14 protein-coding genes are annotated in these 18711 nt (G+C 38.1%); 10 read left to right on the forward strand and 4 right to left on the reverse strand.

What is annotated here, in order from left to right:
- The first annotated feature begins 417 nt into the window (after positions 1 to 417).
- On the forward strand, positions 418 to 1089 hold the full coding sequence (locus H8700_RS02915) for an immunoglobulin-like domain-containing protein (RefSeq protein WP_249302962.1): 672 nt from the start codon (positions 418 to 420) through the stop codon (positions 1087 to 1089).
- A gap of 146 nt (positions 1090 to 1235) precedes the next feature.
- On the opposite strand, the gene H8700_RS02920 is transcribed toward H8700_RS02915, so the two are convergent.
- The gene (locus H8700_RS02920; RefSeq protein WP_249302964.1) at positions 1236 to 2207 is read right to left on the reverse strand and encodes an ABC transporter substrate-binding protein; all 972 of its coding nucleotides are present in this window, start codon (positions 2205 to 2207) and stop codon (positions 1236 to 1238) included.
- 442 nt (positions 2208 to 2649) lie between these two features.
- Here H8700_RS02920 and H8700_RS02925 point away from each other — a divergent pair, with 442 nt between their 5' ends.
- Positions 2650 to 6177, forward strand: coding sequence for a glycoside hydrolase family 3 C-terminal domain-containing protein (locus H8700_RS02925; RefSeq protein WP_249302966.1), 3528 nt, complete (start codon positions 2650 to 2652; stop codon positions 6175 to 6177).
- Position 6178: 1 nt separating this feature from the next.
- On the opposite strand, the gene H8700_RS02930 is transcribed toward H8700_RS02925, so the two are convergent.
- Together H8700_RS02930 and H8700_RS02935 are read right to left on the reverse strand one after the other, a co-directional pair.
- Positions 6179 to 7450, reverse strand: coding sequence for a CapA family protein (locus H8700_RS02930; protein WP_249302968.1), 1272 nt, complete (start codon positions 7448 to 7450; stop codon positions 6179 to 6181).
- Positions 7451 to 7531: 81 nt separating this feature from the next.
- Complete coding sequence (locus H8700_RS02935; RefSeq protein ID WP_249302970.1) at positions 7532 to 8587, reverse strand: hypothetical protein; 1056 nt, start codon at positions 8585 to 8587, stop codon at positions 7532 to 7534.
- A gap of 172 nt (positions 8588 to 8759) precedes the next feature.
- Between H8700_RS02935 and ppdK the strand changes: the two genes are divergently transcribed.
- The 5 genes from ppdK to H8700_RS02960 all read left to right on the forward strand — a co-directional run bounded on the left by ppdK (position 8760) and on the right by H8700_RS02960 (position 16237).
- The gene (ppdK, locus tag H8700_RS02940; protein ID WP_249302973.1) at positions 8760 to 11387 is read left to right on the forward strand and encodes a pyruvate, phosphate dikinase; all 2628 of its coding nucleotides are present in this window, start codon (positions 8760 to 8762) and stop codon (positions 11385 to 11387) included.
- A gap of 129 nt (positions 11388 to 11516) precedes the next feature.
- The gene (locus H8700_RS02945) at positions 11517 to 11744 is read left to right on the forward strand and encodes a type II toxin-antitoxin system MqsA family antitoxin (protein WP_249302980.1); all 228 of its coding nucleotides are present in this window, start codon (positions 11517 to 11519) and stop codon (positions 11742 to 11744) included.
- Positions 11745 to 12037: 293 nt separating this feature from the next.
- Positions 12038 to 13192: a hypothetical protein gene (locus H8700_RS02950; protein WP_249302983.1), complete on the forward strand. Its 1155-nt coding sequence runs from the start codon at positions 12038 to 12040 to the stop codon at positions 13190 to 13192.
- Positions 13149 to 14387, forward strand: a complete 1239-nt coding sequence (locus tag H8700_RS02955; protein ID WP_249302986.1) for a phenylacetate--CoA ligase family protein — start codon at positions 13149 to 13151, stop codon at positions 14385 to 14387. The genes H8700_RS02950 and H8700_RS02955 overlap by 44 nt, the downstream gene beginning before the upstream one ends.
- 608 nt (positions 14388 to 14995) lie before the next feature.
- On the forward strand, positions 14996 to 16237 hold the full coding sequence (locus tag H8700_RS02960; protein WP_249298673.1) for an IS256 family transposase: 1242 nt from the start codon (positions 14996 to 14998) through the stop codon (positions 16235 to 16237).
- Positions 16238 to 16423: 186 nt separating this feature from the next.
- Here the strand turns inward: H8700_RS02960 and H8700_RS02965 are convergent, their stop codons facing one another.
- The gene (locus H8700_RS02965; RefSeq protein ID WP_249302988.1) at positions 16424 to 16810 is read right to left on the reverse strand and encodes a hypothetical protein; all 387 of its coding nucleotides are present in this window, start codon (positions 16808 to 16810) and stop codon (positions 16424 to 16426) included.
- 360 nt (positions 16811 to 17170) lie between these two features.
- Here H8700_RS02965 and H8700_RS02970 point away from each other — a divergent pair, with 360 nt between their 5' ends.
- The 3 genes from H8700_RS02970 (at position 17171) to H8700_RS02975 (ending at position 18445) form a co-directional block, all read left to right on the forward strand.
- Complete coding sequence (locus H8700_RS02970; RefSeq protein WP_249302990.1) at positions 17171 to 17851, forward strand: hypothetical protein; 681 nt, start codon at positions 17171 to 17173, stop codon at positions 17849 to 17851.
- A 42-nt stretch (positions 17852 to 17893) separates the two neighbouring features.
- Positions 17894 to 18016: a hypothetical protein gene (locus H8700_RS12160; protein WP_283242177.1), complete on the forward strand. Its 123-nt coding sequence runs from the start codon at positions 17894 to 17896 to the stop codon at positions 18014 to 18016.
- A 207-nt stretch (positions 18017 to 18223) separates the two neighbouring features.
- Positions 18224 to 18445, forward strand: a complete 222-nt coding sequence (locus tag H8700_RS02975) for a hypothetical protein (RefSeq protein WP_249302992.1) — start codon at positions 18224 to 18226, stop codon at positions 18443 to 18445.
- The last annotated feature ends 266 nt before the right edge of the window (positions 18446 to 18711 follow it).

Here is an 18711-nt window from a genome sequence, read left to right on the forward strand (position 1 = left end):
TAATGAAACATGCAAAAGAAAAGGGAGCGACTGCGAAGCAGGCATTTCCTTTTCATGCATGTTTCAACGAGCAAATATTTCTGCAAAGCAGAAAGGGGAGCACTGAAAGAGCGGATTTGCGAGTCTGTCTAGTGCAAAAGAAAAGGGAGCGACTGGGAAGCAGGCATTTCCTTTTCATGCATGTTTCAACGAGCAAATGTTTCTGCGAAGCAGAAAGGGGAGCTCAGAAAGAGCGGATTTGCGAGTCTGTCTAAGGCAAAAGAAAAGGGAGCGACTGCGAAGCAGGCATTTCCTTTTCGTGCATGTTTCAACGAGCAAATGTTTCTGCGAAGCAGAAAGGGGAGCTCAGAAAGAGCGGATTTGCGAGTCTAAAGTAGAATTCAAGAGATAATCTTTCGAAAGGAAAGGGGACTTTTTATGAGAAAAAATCTTATGAAAATATTTTGTACAGTCGTTGTATCGTCGTTTGTCGTGACAGGTGCTTTTGGAAGCAGCTCATGGAATATGAAGAAGGCATTGGCTGAGGATTCTTCGGACGCAGATGATACTGATGCAGAAGAAGAGGACGACGATGAGGATGATGAAGAGGATGTCGAAGTAGATATTTCAAAGTGTAAAGTGACTTTTGATGAAGATACACATCCTTATACCGGTAAAGCAGTTAAACCGGAGTTTACGGTTTCTTATGTGGATGAAGATGGAGATGATGTAGACCTTGAGGAGGGTGAGGATTATTCTGTCACATATTCTAATAACCGTAAGGTTTCTAAAAATGCAAAGATTAAGATCAAAGGAATAACGGATAATTGCACAGGAACGCTGGTTAAGACATTTACCATTTCAAAAGCAAAACAGAAGATTACAGCCAAAAACGTATCGGTATCATTAAGCAAAAAGAGTGTTAATCTTAAAGCGAAATGTTCTACGGGAACATTAAAGTATAAAAGCAGTAATACCGGTGTGGCAGTAGTAGACAGCAATGGAAAACTGAATTTGAAAAAGAAAGGTAAAACAATTATTACGATCAAAGCTAAAGCAAGCAGAAACTATAAAGTAGCAAAGAAGAAAATTACGGTTACAGTAAAATAATCCAGCTTAAAAAATAAAACAAAGAGGACAACGTGTTAATAAACATTGTCCTCTTTATTTTATGAAATAGGTAATTGTTTATATAGTAGTGGTGCATATAGCAAAGCACTGGCTTTGTATTTTTTATGGAAATAGTTACCTATAAATTATTTCGATTCGATTGGTTCATAGCCATCCGGAATTGTGATGTTTAAAGCTTTTGCATTTTCTGCATTATACATTTTTGTAAGCTTTTTAGCAAACTGTACTTCCATGTCGCCGGCTTTCTTTTTGTTCTTTAAAATATCGTAAGCCATTTCACCGGTCTGACAGCCAAGGTTATAGTAATCAATAGAAAGCGTTGCAACACCGGCTGCACAGATTCCCTTTTCGCCTGCGATCATTGGAATACCTGCCGGGATAGCGACATTTTTGATTGTGTTGACACTGGAAGCCATTGTATTATCAGTAGGAACGTAAAGAACATCGCATTCGTCGCAGGCTGTTGTTGTAACAGACTGGATTTCGTTGGAATCAGCTGCAGTATATTCTTTATATGCAATACCATCTTTCTTTAACGCCTCTTGCATTAATTTAGACTGATAAGCTGAATTAGGTTCTGAAGAACAGTAGAGAATACCGACTTTCTTTGCATTTGGAATGATTTCTTTTAATATTGCTTCCTGCTGGTCGATCGGAGCGAGGTCGGAAGTTCCTGATACATTCGTGCCGGTCTTGCCTTTCCAGTCTTTGATGTTTAATGCAGTAGCATAATCTGATACAGAAGTGCCGAGAATTGGAATATCAGCAGTTGCCTGAGTAGCTGCCTGAAGAGCTCCTGTGGCATTTGCAAGGATCAGATCTACATTGCTCGTTACGAAACCATTACAGATTGTAGAGCAGTTTGTAGATTCACCCTGAGCATTTTGCTCATCAAATTCTACATTATCCTTACCAAGTTTCTTTGTCAGTGTATCTTTAAATCCCTTTGTAGCCGCGTCTAATGCTTCATGCTCCATAAGCTGACAGATACCAATGGTATACTTCTTAGAAGAAGAACCATTTGAACCACAGCCCGTCAGGGAAGCAACTAAAGCGGTTGCTGTCAGAATAGATACGATTTTCTTTGAAATTTTCATAAATCCTCCTTATGTTTGCGTTTCAATGTGTCATTCCTATTATAGTGGTGGAAAAAAGAGGTGTCAAGAAAAACGGAATGCGGGGGATATTTGTAAAACGGAATGCGGTGGGATATTTGAAAGGAATATTGTCAGAGATACAAAAATAATGTTGCTGGAGGTAAAAAGGAAATATTGTTAGGCATACAAAGGTTATGTTGCCGGGAATATAAACACAATGTGAGAGAATAACATTGTTTAAATCTGAGTGTATCTGATCACGCTGAAAAAATGAATATTTTTATGAAAATCCGACTATTTTTGGGGAATTGACGGAAGTAAAAAAATAAATTAAGATAGCACGTAGTACATAGATTTTAAATGTATCTTATATTTCGAAATCAGTATGTCAGAGGTAGGAAAAAAATTGGAGTAAAACTATAGGGAAGAAAAGGAAGAGAATATGTATAAAGATTATAAAAATACACCTTTATGGAATAGTGGGCTTTCGGAAGAAGAAAGATTACAATATCTGTTGCAGGAATTGACATTAGACGAAAAATTTGCCTGTCTCGGTACAGGAAATCCGGCGATTGAAAGACTTGGGATTCCTGCTTTCGGTGTGGGCGGAGAAGGTGCGCATGGAGTACAGGCTCGTCATGACCAAAGTTATGATAAAGGAGAGCCGGTTGCAACGACGATCTTTCCAAATCCGATCGGTATGAGTGCTTCATGGGATCGTGAGTTGATCAAAGAAGCCGGTACCGTTGTGGGAACAGAAGCCAGAGCATTATATGAAGAAGGACTTCATGGAAGTCTGAGTCTGTGGGCACCGACAGTAGATATGGAACGCGATCCACGATGGGGAAGGACAGAAGAAGGTTATGGGGAAGATCCGTATCTGACAGCAGAAATGGCAGGTGCTTATGTGGAAGGTATGCAAGGAGATCATCCGCATTATTTACGCTGTGGTGCTACATTGAAACATTATTATGCGAATAATGTAGAGCAGGGAAGAACCTATATTTCAAGTTCTGTAGATCTGAGAAATAAATATGAATATTATTTAGAACCGTTTCGCAAAGTGATCACAGAACATCATGTCGAAGGAATGATGACAGCATACAATGAGATCAATGGAATACCATGTATGTTGTTGGATAATGATATTAAGCTGGCAAAGAGCTGGGGACTTGGCCATGTGGTCAGCGATGGCGGTGATGTCAACCAGACAGTACATTTTCATAAATATTTTAAACGTCATTCGGAAACAGTAGCGGCAGGCTTAAAAGCCGGAATGGACTGTTTTACGGATGATATTGAAATGGTAGAAGCTGCGGCAAGAGAAGCTTATGAACACCATATGATACAGATGGAAGATATCGATAAAGCTCTTTACCGGCATTTTCGAGTTATGCTTCGACTGGGCTTTTTTGACCGTGGGGGACGCAATCCGTATGAGCAGATTACAATGGAAGAAGTTGGTACAGCTCAAAGTCAGAAGGTTGCACGCGATATCACGGCAGAATCCGTTGTGATGGTCAAAAATGACGGGATTTTACCATTAGGAGCACAAAAAGCAGCAGAAGATCATTGCAATCTGTTATCGCAGGATAGTGGCGATAACGTGTCTTCATCTCTCCAAAGCTATGATGTATCACAGAGATTGCACACGGAAAGAGAAAATGTAAAATCCAAGCTTGCTGTGATCGGACCGTTAAGTGATGTATGGTATAAGGATTGGTATTCCGGTGTGCCGCCATATTTCGTAACACCTCTGGACGGTGTGAAAAATGCATTGCAACCGGAATCACTGAACAGCCGGATTTCTGGAAAACAAAGTGTAACGGAGGGAAAACGGAACAGCCAGACAAGTGAATTACAAGGTGCAGCAGATGAAAGCCTGAATAGTCGGCTACAAGAATTACAAGGTGTAACAGATGAAAGCCTGAATAGTCGGCTACAAGAATTACAAGGTGTAGCAGATGAAAGCTTGAATAGCCGGCTGCAAGAATCACAAGGTGCAGCAGATGGAAGCTTGAATAGCCGGATCTATGAATTACATAGTGCAGTCAGTGGAAATGCTACAGTCAGAATCAAGGTTTCTACCGGTGTAGAAGAAAATGTATATCTGGGATTGCAGCCGGATGGAAAAAGCATTGGACTTGTTTCGAAAGAAGCTGCAGAATCGTTTATCCTGACAGACTGGGGTGATGGCAAAGTAACTTTGCGTGCAAAGAGTAATGGACTTTTGTTGACAACGCAGGATGATGAGTCGATCGGTGAAAAGGGCGATATTCTGGCAGCCCAAGAAGAAGCATTCGGATGGTTTGTCAAAGAAATTTTTTATATAGAGAAAAAACAGGATTCGTATGCAAATACTTTTGCAGCTTCCATACAAAAATCGGATGCATTTGCTGAGAATGAAAATGTAGAACGGCCGGATTCATTTGCTGAGAATGAAAATGCAAAACAGCCGGACACATTTGCTGAGGATGAAAATGTAGAACAGCCGGATACATTTGCGGAGAATGAAAATGAAAAACAGCCGGATGTGTTTGCTGAATATGAAAATGCAAAACAGCCAGTTGCATTTACATTAAAAACATGGGATCAGCAGGGAATTTCCGTTGATGAAAAAGGTGCATTGCGAAAGGATAGAAATGCAATCGGTCTGTCTGTTAAAATAGAAGTTGTAGAGGATGGGATTGCGCAGGCTGCTATAGCTGCGAAAGAAGCAGACACGGTATTGCTTTTCCTTGGCGCAAATCCAATGATCACTTGCAAAGAAGAGATTGACAGAACCCATATTATGCTGCCGGATACACAGCAAAAGCTTTTAGAAGAAGTTTGCAAAGTCAACAGTAATGTGATTCTGGTATTGGTCAGCAGCGTACCATATGATCTTCGTATGGCACAGAATTGTGAAAATGTAAGAGCGATTCTGCTCTGTGCGGAAGGATCAATGGAACTTGGCAATGCTGTTATGGACGTGATCACCGGAAAGAAAAGCGTTGCAGGACGTTTGCCAATGACATGGTACGGCTCTTTAGAAAGATTCCCGGATATCAACGATTACGATATCATTCAAAAAGGAAGAACGTATCAATATTATGAGGGAGAGGCATTATATCCGTTTGGCTATGGCTTAACATATAGTGAGATGGAATATAGCGGACTGACAGTACAGTTAAAAGATTATACGAAACTTTTGGTTCAGGCAGAAGTTTCTAATATAGGGAAATATTGCTCGGATGAAGTGGTACAGCTTTATATCCGAAAGAAAGATTCCGCTGTAAAAAGACCATTTTGCCAATTAAAAGGCTTTGAACGGTTAAAGGATTTAAAACCGGGTGAGAAGCGTAATGTTTCGTTTACTGTACCATTGGAAGAATTAAAATATTACGATGTGATCGCAAAAGAAAAGTTACTTGAACCCGGTGAATATGAGATCATGCTGGGACGTTCCAGCAAAGATATCCGCCAGTCGCAAAGTATAGTGTTAAATGGAACGAAAAGGCCTTGTCGCGATGGCTTTGCAACGAATGAATCAGAATGTTTTGACAGGGCACTTCATTATGTATTATGTTCCGGTCACCTCGGATATACATCGGTTTGTACAAAGAATGAGTCAGATACGATTATTCTGGATTATGAAAAAGTATATCTTTCTCATAAAGCAAAAGGGATTGTTTTGGATTTTTGGAAAGAACATACCTGTGACGTTGAAATCTTTATTGATGGAAAAAAAGTTGGGAAAACACATATTTCTGCACCCGAAAAGGAAGAAGAAAAACAGTTAGAAGCCGGAGAAGCAAATGGCGATGGTGCATTTGATTTTCACCAGAACTGGATCACACAAAGGCGCGAAATTGGTTTTTGTGAAATAGAGATTCCTTTGTGTGATGTCCCGGTTGATAAAGAATTTACATTGACTGTTTCGTGGAAAGGCAGAGGAAAAACTTGCACTTGGCGATTTGTCAACGATTAGATTAGTAGCTTCGGATCTTTCCGTTTTTACCAAATGAAACTTTACCAAGCGATTTGCTGTAGCGGTTGACGCGCTGAATGATCTTTGTTGCTTTTTTGCCTGTAGCCGGTGTTGGCTGGTAGTTATTGATTCCGCTTGATGAAGAAACACTGCAAGGGATGATCTTAATGCGATTGGTTTTCTTTAATTTGTCATTTTGGAAAACAAATGTCTGCTGATAGATCATGGTATCTTTGTCCGGTGGGTTGGTATTGCCGCCAAAACAGAAGTTTGCAAGACTGTATACGATATAAGCACTCTTGTATTTTTCGATTCCCTGCAGAACGTGCGGGTGATGACCGAGTACCAAATTAGCACCATGATCGATCGCATAATGCGCTAACGTTTTCTGGTCTGCATTTGGCGTATACGTTCTTTCGATTCCACAATGCATGCTGACAATGATCAGGTCAGCTTTTTGCTTTTTCAATTTGTGGAGACCGCTTTTGATATAATTTTTGCTTGATGAAACACCGTCCAGCCCATTAACGGCGACCATGCCGATCTTTTTGCCTTTTGTTTTATAAATGGTTGTTTTACCATAAGAAGCAAAAGGCATTTTTTGTTTTCGAAATGTTTTGATCGTGTCCCGGTAACTGCCCACGCCATAGTCCCGGCAATGGTTGTTGGCAAAAGATACGGATTCTACAGATCCCTTTTGTAAAATTTTCAAATAGGAAGCATTTCCTTTGAACGCAAATGTTTTCGGAGCACGGGTAGTCCGGTTTGTCAATGTGCCTTCAAAATTAACAAGTGTCATGTCATCTCTTTTAAAAATAGGCTTTACTTTCTTTAAAAAGTATGACGGATTTTTCTTCTCACGGTATTTCGCATAGAAATTGACACTTGCCGGAGATTTGATATCAGAGCCTAACGTGCAATCACCGGCAGCACTGATCGTAATTTTGGTAAGTGAAGATTTTGAGGATGCTTGGCTGCTTTTTTTCGTAGTCTGGGTTGTTTTAGCTGATGCAGAACTGCCTTTTTTTACAGCCGGAGTTGTTTTAGCTGACGCAGAACTGCCTTTATGTGTGGTCTGAGCTGTTTTGGCTGATGTAGAACTGCCTTTGCGTATGGTTTGAGTCGTTTTGGTTGATGCAGAACTGTTTTTTTGAGTGGCAGTTGGTGTTGCATGAACTGCACAAATTGGTGCTACGATAATACTTCCTGCAATAAGAAAGGATGTCAACCGCGTTAAAACTGTTTTTTTGTTTTGGGTAATTTTTTTTCTCATAACTTCCTCCTGAGTAGTAATATGTACTCTCGATATTTTCTCAAAATAAATCCTTTCGGATGGATTTCAGATATGGTAACTCTAAAATCCATTTCGAAATTTTTCAATCAGAAGATTTTGAGAGTACATTGATTTTTGCCTGAAAATTGATCTGGCTCTGCAAGAGCAAATCCGCTCTTGCAGAGCTTTCTTTTCTGCTGCGCAGAAATATTTGCTCGTTGAAACATGCAAGAAAAGGAAATGCCTGCTGCGCAGTCGCTCCCTTTTTTGAAATGGAACAGACTCGCAAATCCACTCTTGCAGAGCTTTCTTTTCTGCTACGCAGAAATATTTGCTCGTTGAAACATGCAAGAAAAGGAAATGCCTGCTACGCAGCCGCTCCCTTTTTTGAAATGGAACAGACTCGCAAATCCGCTCTTGCAGAGCTTTCTTTTCTGCTGCGCAGAAATATTTGCTCGTTGAAACATGCAAGAAAAGGAAATGTCTGCTGCGCAGCCGCTCCCTTTTCTTTTGCACTAGACAAACTCGCAAATCCGCTCTTGCAGAGCTTTTTTTTCTGCTGCGCAGAAATATTTGCTCGTTGAAACATGCAAGAAAAGGAAATGCCTGCTGCGCAGCTGCGCCTTTTTTTGAAATGGAACAGACTCGCAAATCCGCTCTTGCAGAGCTTACTTTTCTGCTGCGCAGAAATATTTGCTCGTTGAAACATGCAAGAAAAGGAAATGTCTGCTGCGCAGCCGCTCCCTTTTTTGAAATGGAACAGACTCGCAAATCCGCTCTTGCAGAGCTTACTTTTCTGCTGCGCAGAAATATTTGCTCGTTGAAACATGCAAGAAAAGGAAATGTCTGCTGCGCAGCCGCTCCCTTTTTTGAAATGGAACAGACTCGCAAATCCGCTCTTGCAGAGCTTACTTTTCTGCTGCGCAGAAATATTTGCTCGTTGAAACATGCAAGAAAAGGAAATGTCTGCTGCGCAGCCGCTCCCTTTTCTTTTGCATGTTTCATTATAACATAACAAATATAGTAATTATACGATAATTTTATAGCGATTGAAATGAGAGAAGGTTGATTTGGATCGCTTTGATTTTGTTTTCTGTGAAAATGCCATGAAATAATTGAAAAAATACGAAAAAACACTTTTCACATGAATAGATTGTATGTTATACTAATTCATAGCGACATGGTAGAGGGGCGTATTGCGTCCATAATCAATCTGCTAAAGTCAAAGGTACGATTCGTGCAATTTCCTGCTTGCGGGGAACTACACTGGTGTCGTCAATTTATTACATTTCTAGGAGGTAAATTATCAATGGCAAACAAATGGGTATATTTGTTCAGTGAAGGTAATGCTAACATGCGTGAACTTCTTGGTGGTAAAGGTGCAAACCTTGCTGAGATGACTTCTTTAGGTCTTCCTGTACCACAGGGATTCACAATTACAACAGAAGCTTGTACACAGTATTATGAGGATGGAAGACAGATCAACGATGAAATCCAGGCTCAGATTACTGAATACATCGGAAAGATGGAAGAGATTACAGGTAAGAAGTTTGGTGACAAAGAAAATCCACTTCTTGTATCTGTTCGTTCAGGTGCTCGTGCTTCTATGCCAGGTATGATGGATACTATCCTTAACCTTGGTCTTAATGAGACAGTAGTAGAGACAATCGCTGCTAAGTCTGGTAACCCACGTTGGGCTTGGGACTGCTACAGAAGATTCATCCAGATGTACTCTGATGTAGTTATGGAAGTTGGTAAGAAATATTTCGAAGAGCTTATCGACAAGATGAAAGCTGACAGAGGCGTATCTCAGGACGTTGATCTTACTGCTGATGATCTTAAAGAATTAGCCGGTCAGTTCAAAGCTGAGTACAAAGAGAAATTAGGTGAGGATTTCCCAGATGATCCTAAGGAGCAGTTAATGGGAGCTATCAAAGCTGTATTCCGTTCTTGGGACAACCCTCGTGCAAATGTATATCGTCGTGACAACGACATCCCTTACTCATGGGGTACTGCTGTAAACGTACAGTCTATGGCATTTGGTAACATGGGTGATAACTGTGGTACCGGTGTTGCATTTACTCGTGACCCTGCTACAGGTGAGAAGAAGCTTATGGGTGAGTTCTTAAAGAACGCTCAGGGTGAAGACGTAGTTGCCGGTGTTCGTACTCCGATGCCAATCGCACAGATGGAGCAGGAATTCCCAGAGGCATTTGCTGAATTCAAGAAAGTTTGTGAAACATTAGAGAAACATTACAGAGATATGCAGGATATGGAATTTACTGTAGAAGACAGAAAGCTCTATATGCTTCAGACTCGTAATGGTAAGAGAACAGCTCAGGCTGCTCTTAAGATCGCTTGTGACCTTGTTGATGAAGGTGCAAGAACAGAAGAAGAAGCTGTTGCAATGATCGATCCTCGTAACTTAGATACACTTCTTCATCCACAGTTTGATGCGGCTGCATTAAAGGCTGCTACTCCTGTAGCTAAGGCACTTGGTGCTTCTCCTGGAGCTGCTTGTGGTAAAGTGGTATTTACAGCAGAAGACGCTGTAGAATGGGCTGCTCGTGGCGAGAAGGTTGTACTTGTTCGTCTTGAGACATCTCCTGAAGACATTACAGGTATGAAGTCTGCACAGGGTATCTTAACAGTTCGTGGTGGTATGACATCACACGCTGCCGTAGTTGCTCGTGGTATGGGTACATGCTGTGTATCTGGTTGTGGCGACATCGTAATGGACGAAGAAAACAAGAAATTTGAATTAGCTGGTAAGACATATACAGAAGGTTCTGAAATCTCTATTGATGGTACAACAGGTAACATCTATGATGGAATCATCCCTACTGTAGATGCTACAATCGCCGGTGAGTTCGGCCGCATCATGGCTTGGGCTGACAAATACAGAAAACTTAAAGTTCGTACAAATGCAGATACTCCTGCAGATGCTAAGAAAGCTCGCGAGCTTGGTGCTGAAGGTATCGGTCTTTGCCGTACAGAGCATATGTTCTTCGAGGAAGACAGAATTGCTGCTTTCCGTGAGATGATCTGCTCAGATACAGTAGAAGAAAGAGAAGAAGCTCTTGCTAAGATCCTTCCATATCAGCAGGGAGACTTCGAAGCTCTTTATGAAGCTCTTGAAGGTAACCCGGTTACAATCCGTTTCTTAGACCCACCTCTTCATGAATTCGTTCCTACAGAGGAAGCTGATATCGAGAAGTTAGCTAAGGCTAAGAATAAGAGCGTTGAAGAAATCAAAGCTATCATTGATTCACTTCATGAGTTCAACCCTATGATGGGACATCGTGGATGCCGTCTTGCAGTCACATATCCTGAAATTGCTAAGATGCAGACAAGCGCTGTTATCCGTGCAGCAATCAATGTTAAGAAGAAACATCCTGATTGGACAGTTGAGCCTGAGATCATGATTCCACTTGTTGGAGATATCAAAGAGCTTAAGGTAGTTAAGAAAGTTGTTGTTGAGACAGCAGATGCTGAAATCGCAGCAGCAGGCGTTGAAATGAAGTACGAAGTTGGTACAATGATCGAGATCCCAAGAGCTGCTCTTACAGCTGATCAGATCGCTACAGAGGCTGAGTTCTTCTGCTTCGGTACAAACGACTTAACACAGATGACATTTGGTTTCTCTCGTGATGATGCAGGTAAGTTCTTAGATGCTTACTATGATGCTAAGATCTTCGAAAGTGACCCATTTGCTAAGCTTGACCAGACTGGTGTTGGCCAGCTCATGGAAATGGCTGTAGAAAAAGGTAAGAAAGTTCGTCCATCACTTCACTGCGGTATCTGTGGTGAGCACGGTGGAGATCCTTCATCAGTTGAGTTCTGCCACAAGATCGGTTTGGATTATGTATCTTGCTCTCCATTCCGTGTGCCAATCGCACGTCTTGCAGCAGCACAGGCAGCTATCGCTGACAAGTAGGGCATTGTCTGATGTAATATAGTTTTAATATTGCAATAATAGATTCCCATTCCGGACTAAGAATTAGTCTGGAATGGGAATTTTGCTTTATAGGAAAAAACTTAATCTGAAAACAAGGAGGGAAAAATAATGTGTATGTTTTGCAAATGTGACACTGTGACACCAAGCTTGACTACGCATGTTGTTAATTACAATGGTGCGATTATTGTAATTAAAAATGTACCTTGTGAAGAATGTGAGCAATGCGGAGAAAAGTTTTATACAGATGATGTTGCAGAAAATTTAGAAAAGATGGTGAATACTGCAAAACAGATGATGCAGGAAATTGCTGTTTTGGATTATTCAAAAGTTGCTTAAATAAAGAAATAGTCAAGCTCGTCAATGCACTGAGAATAGTGTATTGGCGGGCTTTTTGTTACTGCATTTACTCATGGATATGTTTTCTGACATTTTCATGAGATCATGTAACGCAGCGGACAACATGAAACTTATTGATAACAATAGTTGAATTAGAAAAAATATTTACATCAGAGAAAAGACAAAATTATTTTGTTATAAGGCAGAGGGGGGATATCATGGAAGATGAAGGAATTAGAGACTGGGAGTATATGACGAAAAGTAAAAGTTGTAGAAGGAGGAAATTGAAATAGATGAGAAAAAAAACAAAGCATAAAAAAATATCTTGTAGAGATAAAGTAATTAGAAGTATAGAAAATATTAAAAAAATGTATAAGGAAATTGTAAATAGCAAGAGAGGTTGCATAACAATAAAAGTAATAAAAAATGGTTATAAACTCATAACAGTTATTACAACTTTATTTGCGTTTATTTGTATTCCGATTTTTGGATATGGTTTGGTTGCTAGAAAAAACATTTCGGATAATGATTTGCTTATGCAACAAGTAAAAGAAGAAGCTGGAGATGGGGTAATTACATCTCTTGATGTTACAGATATTCATGGATTTGGATATAATTCAATTATTGCTTCGATTGCGAATGAAGAGATTTATAACAATAAAGTAAATAATAAATTCATAATTATGGATTATATTAATGATAGTTTTTTAAGAACAATGTATGATTTATTCGGCTTGAAATGTGCATACAAAACAACATTATCGTATACTATATATGATAATGCAAATAAAGAATTGTATCCTAAAGTAGTTAATGTCATTAATATAGGTGGGGATACATGTAAAGAGATTATTGTTAAATATGGAATACATATGCAAGAAACATCGGCAACAAATGTTAATCTTTTTGCTGTTTTTCAATATTCATATGAAAAGGAAAAATATGAATTAAAAGGAACTTATCCACGTATTAAAAAATATGATTTAGATACTGAGTATAGTGAAGAAAACTATCATAAAATAACAACAGTTTCAGAAGACATAGCAACGGATTTTCACATTTGTTATGCTGAAAATCCACCGCGTGTTGTTTCTTGTCATGATCAAGATAATAATAATTTTAATTTAACGTCATATATAGATAGTACAGAAATGCAATTTTGGGTACATGGAAAAAAACATTATGATAATATGCTTGTATTAGTGGATATTGATAGAGATAAAGAGAATGCCTTGATAAATTGTTATATTCCTTTACTAAATCAAGATGAACTTGAATGGAGAGTTATGTATTCTGAATATATGAATACATCTAAGGATGAATGTGAAGATGAAGTAATAAAGAAATTGGAAACGGATTTGAGCGAATCTTTTGAAATAATTCCGGAATGGAGGGACAGTAACTATGAAAGAAAAAATACTTCGCATGATAAAATATGCATATACTAATGTGCCATTATATGAAAAAAAGAATATTGATATTACTTCGATAAAAGATATTAAAGATGTACCAGTAATCAGAAAAGAAGAGATTATGGTTGATTGGGAAGAAGGGATTAGTAGTAATTATTTAATGAAATATTTGCAAGGGAAATTGATGTCTTCATGGACTTCTGGTTCTACAGGAAAGTGTTTACGTGTTTTGTGGACAAAAGAGCAGTACAATCAGTCATTATTACCCTTGTGGATATTACGGCACCGGTTTTATGATATAAAGCCAACCGATAAGTTTTGTTATTTTTATAATACACCAAATGTAGAGCATAGGAAGAAAGGGAACGTATTCTATGAAATAATTGAGAATTCTATGGGATTTTATAAAAACAATCTTTCAGAGGAAGTGATTTGCAACATCATAGATATGATAAAGGAATATAGTCCTAGATGGTTAATGTTACAGCCAAGTACTGCCGTACTTATTGGACGAACCATGGAAAAGTTGGAGATTTCGTTGTCTTCAGTGGAATATATAGAACTTTCAGGAGAAATGCTTTTTGAAGAAACTAGAAATTATTTGAAGAAGATTTTTGGATGTACTATTGCCAATCAATATGGTTGCAATGAATTGAATTCTATAGCGTATGAGTGTCCTGAGGGAAATTTGCATTGCTTAGAATCGAATGTTTACGTTGAGGTAGTAAAAAAAGAAAAACGAATAGAAAATAAAGAAGAGGGAGAATTATGTCTTACTACGTTAAATAATGAAACTATGCCCCTTGTGCGATATGCGATTGGTGATAGTGGATTGTTAAGATATCACCATTCTTGTAACTGTGGACTAAAAAGTCCGATATTAGAATTGACATCAGGAAGAATTAGTACATACATTCAACATGAGGATGGGACACTATTAAGTCCATATATTTTTATCCATGCGGTACACTCTATTATAGAAATGTTAGGAGATGTTATAATTCAATTTCGAGTCATTCAAAAAGAATATCAGAAATTTGAGGTGATTTTCGTTATATTGGATGAAGTATATGAAAATTTGGAAGAAATATCAGCTCACATCGAGGAGATATTTTTGAATAGTATAGATGAAAAAAGATTAAAAAATAGCAAATATATTTTTTTATATACTAATCATGTGTTTGCTGACGATAAAACTGGAAAGTGTACATATTTTGAAATGATGGTGTAGTGAATATAATAAAATATAGTCGTCTTCGAGAGTGTTTTCAGTTTTGTATATACTCAAAAAATGACATAAATGGAATATATTACTTTTTGCAAGAAGATAATATGTGGCGAATGTCAGAAATATTACAGAAGATGCTATAAAAAACTATATTCAGGAGCAGTTGGACGAATCACGCAGAGAAGATGATGATGGAACCGCTTTTTAGTGTTGCTAGCAAAAACTTGCAATACAAGTTTTTTAGGCGAGTTGTAACATGCCCCTTTTGGAGAGGCAAAAAACCACCGCTTGAAGTGTGGTGGTTGATGTTGTAGCTGTGACGGATATTGTAATCTAAGAATTCATGGAATGAGACTCTTGTTGATATGCTTTCAGTATTTCTCACATTATTGCTTTCTTGGATGTGTTGTTTTTTGTGTCATTATAAAAATCTCCAATCTGAGCAATGTAATATATGCATTGCTCAGATTGGAGATTTACACAAAATTTGGGATACTCCCGAGAAATTCATACTATTTCTTTATAAACGAGAGTGTGATACTTTTTCTGTAAAATAATGATTAGAAGGTTCTTCTATGATAAAATTAATATCATTAGGAGGGCCTTTTATTATGGCAAGACAAAAGAAACCTGTACATCGAGTACAAATGACAGAGGGAAAGAGAAACATTATTCATCAGCTTCTTGAAGAGTATGATATCCAGTCTGCAGAAGACATCCAGGATGCTCTAAAAGACCTTTTAGGTGGCACGATAAAGGAAATGATGGAGGCTGAAATGGATGACCATCTCGGTTACGAAAAATCAGAGCGGTCAGACAATGACGATTACCGGAATGGTTATAAGACTAAGCAGGTCAACAGCCGATATGGTTCCATGAAGATCGAGGTGCCGCAGGATCGTAAATCGACTTTTGAACCACAGGTGGTAAAGAAGCGTCAGAAGGATATTTCTGATATTGACCAAAAGATCATCTCAATGTATGCAAAAGGCATGACTACACGCCAGATCTCAGAAACCATTGAGGATATCTATGGATTTGAGACATCAGAAAGTTTTATTTCAGATGTGACAGATAAGATCCTTCCGCAGATTGAGGACTGGCAGAACCGGCCACTGGATGAGGTGTATCCAATCCTGTATATTGATGCGATACATTATTCTGTGCGGGATAACGGCGTGATCCGTAAACTTGCTGCATATGTCATTCTTGGGATTAATACCGAAGGAAAAAAGGAAGTCCTGACGATCAATATTGGAGATAACGAAAGCGCGAAATATTGGCTTTCTGTCATGAATGAACTGAAAAATCGAGGGGTAAAAGATGTTTTGATCATATGCGCCGATGGACTGACCGGCATCAAGGAAGCAATCGCTACAGCTTTCCCTAAAACAGAGTATCAGCGCTGTATCGTGCATCAGGTAAGAAACACCCTGAAATATGTTCCAGATAAAGATAGAAAATCTTTTGCAACGGATCTAAAAACCATCTATCAGGCTGCCGATGAGAAGAAAGCACTGGCTGCATTAGATCATGTAACAGAAAAATGGACGCCGAAATATCCGAATTCTATGAAACGCTGGAAAGAAAACTGGGATGCCATATCCCCGATTTTCAAGTTCTCAACAACCGTCAGAAAGGTCATTTATACGACCAACGCGATTGAATCCCTGAATTCCACCTACCGCAAACTGAACCGTCAGAGAAGCGTATTTCCGAGCGATACAGCCCTGCTGAAAGCCCTGTATCTGGCTACGTTTGAAGCAACGAAAAAGTGGACAACAAGAATCCGGAATTGGGGGCAGGTCTACGGCGAATTGAGTATTATGTATGAAGGACGATTACCGGAATAGTACATTTGCTGAAATAGTACATTACATTGTAAACCAAGACAGGCGGAAACTCCGCCTGCTCTTGACATGTCATTTTTCAACTGTTATATATAACTAAAGGGCAAAAAGCTCTGACAAAGAATTTTTTGCCTTTCATTATCATAGAAGAATCTTATTTACAGACTTTTTCTCATAGTCTCTTATAAACTAAAAATTAACGTATTCTTTTATATCATCAGGTATCAAAGTGACACTTTTTTCTTTATAAATGACACCCTCATTACAATTTTCTAGAGCCAATGTATCAATTAACCAGTCTTCTTCTGAGTGACCCTTTAATTGGCATACATAGACTTTATCATTTGTTTGATCATTATAATAACCAAGGCAGTTTCCAATTAATTTTGTTCCAGTAAAAATTCCACAGGCGATGTATTCTTTGTTATTCCAAATTATAGTTGCATCATCAGCATAATCATATTCAAAGACAATAGGATTATCTGGAAGTTTTCGCTGAGAACCACAACTCGTTAAACATAAAATTATGGAAAGAAACAAAGCTCCTCTTATTGAAATGATTTTATTTTTTATCAAAGTTCAACCCTCCTTCCTACTACACATAAACTTTCGGATTCTTCAGCCCTTATTTTCTAAGGCGTTCAAATTCTATTTTTTCGAAAGTATCCCATTATTTTGCTGTTTCAGAGCCTATGCCACCATTAAAATGTATTTTATAGTTATGTTTTGAGCGTATTATTGTGCGCATTGGATGTATTAACTGCACTAATACATGTATATTATTACTTTCATTAGTTTTTGTCAACATATATTAAAATTTGAGTTTCCCCTTTTTTTTCAGAAGCTAAATCACATCCAAATTAAAAAAGCAAAAACACTGCACTAATGTTATAATTAAATCACGACAAAATAAATAAAACAAAGGAGTGTTTTTGCATGATTAATTGTAACAGATTGGGATATGAAATTAAACGGGATTTATCAAATTTCTCAGAAAAAATTTCGAACGGATTGAAACGACCACAAAGCAAATTTCTTTTACAAATGATTTATGGTATTTTAGCTGGAAATAAAGTTCATCTGAGTGAGATTGCTCGTTCTTTAAATGAGACGATTTTATTAAAGAAAACAATTGAAAGACTTTCAAGAAATTTTTTTGCCTTTAACCAAAAGGAAACGGTTATGGAAAACTATATTTCAGAGGTTAAAAAACAGATAAACGAAGAACAGGCGGTTATTGTCATTGATAATTCTGATATCACCAAACCATGCAGTCCGAAAATGGAAGCGATTTCTGATGTCCATGACGGAAGTACAGGAGAAATCAGAAAGGGATATTTTACTGTGGAGGCTGCTGTTCTTTCACAGAATAAAAAAATGCCTCTTCCCGTCTACGAAAAAGTCTTTTCGGCGGCTGAAAACGGTTTTATCAGTGCGACACATGAGAATCTCCAATGTTTGAAGTCGTTGTCTGCACATTTCTCAAAGAATTGTGTTCGTACACTTGACAGAGGATTTGACGCAAATGATTACTACAGATACTTCTTGCAGAATGATGAAAAATTTGTAATTCGTTCAAAAAAGAATCGTAATGTTATTTATAACGGAAAAACATAAAACATTATGGATGTTGCAGGTAAATATAAAGGGAATTATCGAATGGATTTTAAGGATAAACATGGCAAAAAGATAGAATGTAAAATTAGTTATATTCCTGTACGGTTATGTGAATTTCCAAACAAGGCTCTGGTTCTTGTGGCAGTATATGGTTTTGGTATGTAGCCAATGTTAATGCTTACAAATTTAGATGTATCTGAAAAGAAAAAATTATGTATGATTGCAACAAAAGTATATCTGATGCGATGGGGGATTGAGGAATATTTCAAGTTCAAAAAACAACAATTCAAATTGGAAGATTTACGGGTAATGTCTTTGTAATTAATCCGTAATTTAAATCTGTTTGCAACACTCGCCACTGGCTATATTGGTATGATGAGTTGTGAAAAAGAAGATACTATTTTTATGCTGGAATTAAAGGAATGTTCTAAGCGTATTTTTGATGTACCCCAATTTATTTTTTATGGATTAGGTTATGCCATTGAGCGTGTCCTTGCCAGAACACACTCAGGCATAAAAGGTTTCCTTTTGAAAAAAGAACAATCACAACAACTGACACTGGCTGAATGCTTTGCTGTATTGGGTTTCAAGTGATAGCGGTTTGAAAAATGGGGAAACTCAAAATATTAAAAAATGCTTAAGGTGCTTAAAGCAAGAGAACGATTGTGCCGAAAAAGATGTACTTTAGACTGTTGTGAAAAAATTGAAATAGAAAGATAATAAAGAAAAAATGGGGGATAATCCCTCTAGCGTAGGGGAGTTGTCACCCACCTCCCAAGCTGATATGATAAGTATCAGAAGGACAGGTGATTGCTATGAGTTATAACAAATATCCAAAGGAAATGAAGGAAGCCATAATA

It is taken from the genome of Jutongia hominis (assembly GCF_014384965.1).
GTDB classification, from domain to species: domain Bacteria; phylum Bacillota; class Clostridia; order Lachnospirales; family Lachnospiraceae; genus Butyribacter; species Butyribacter hominis.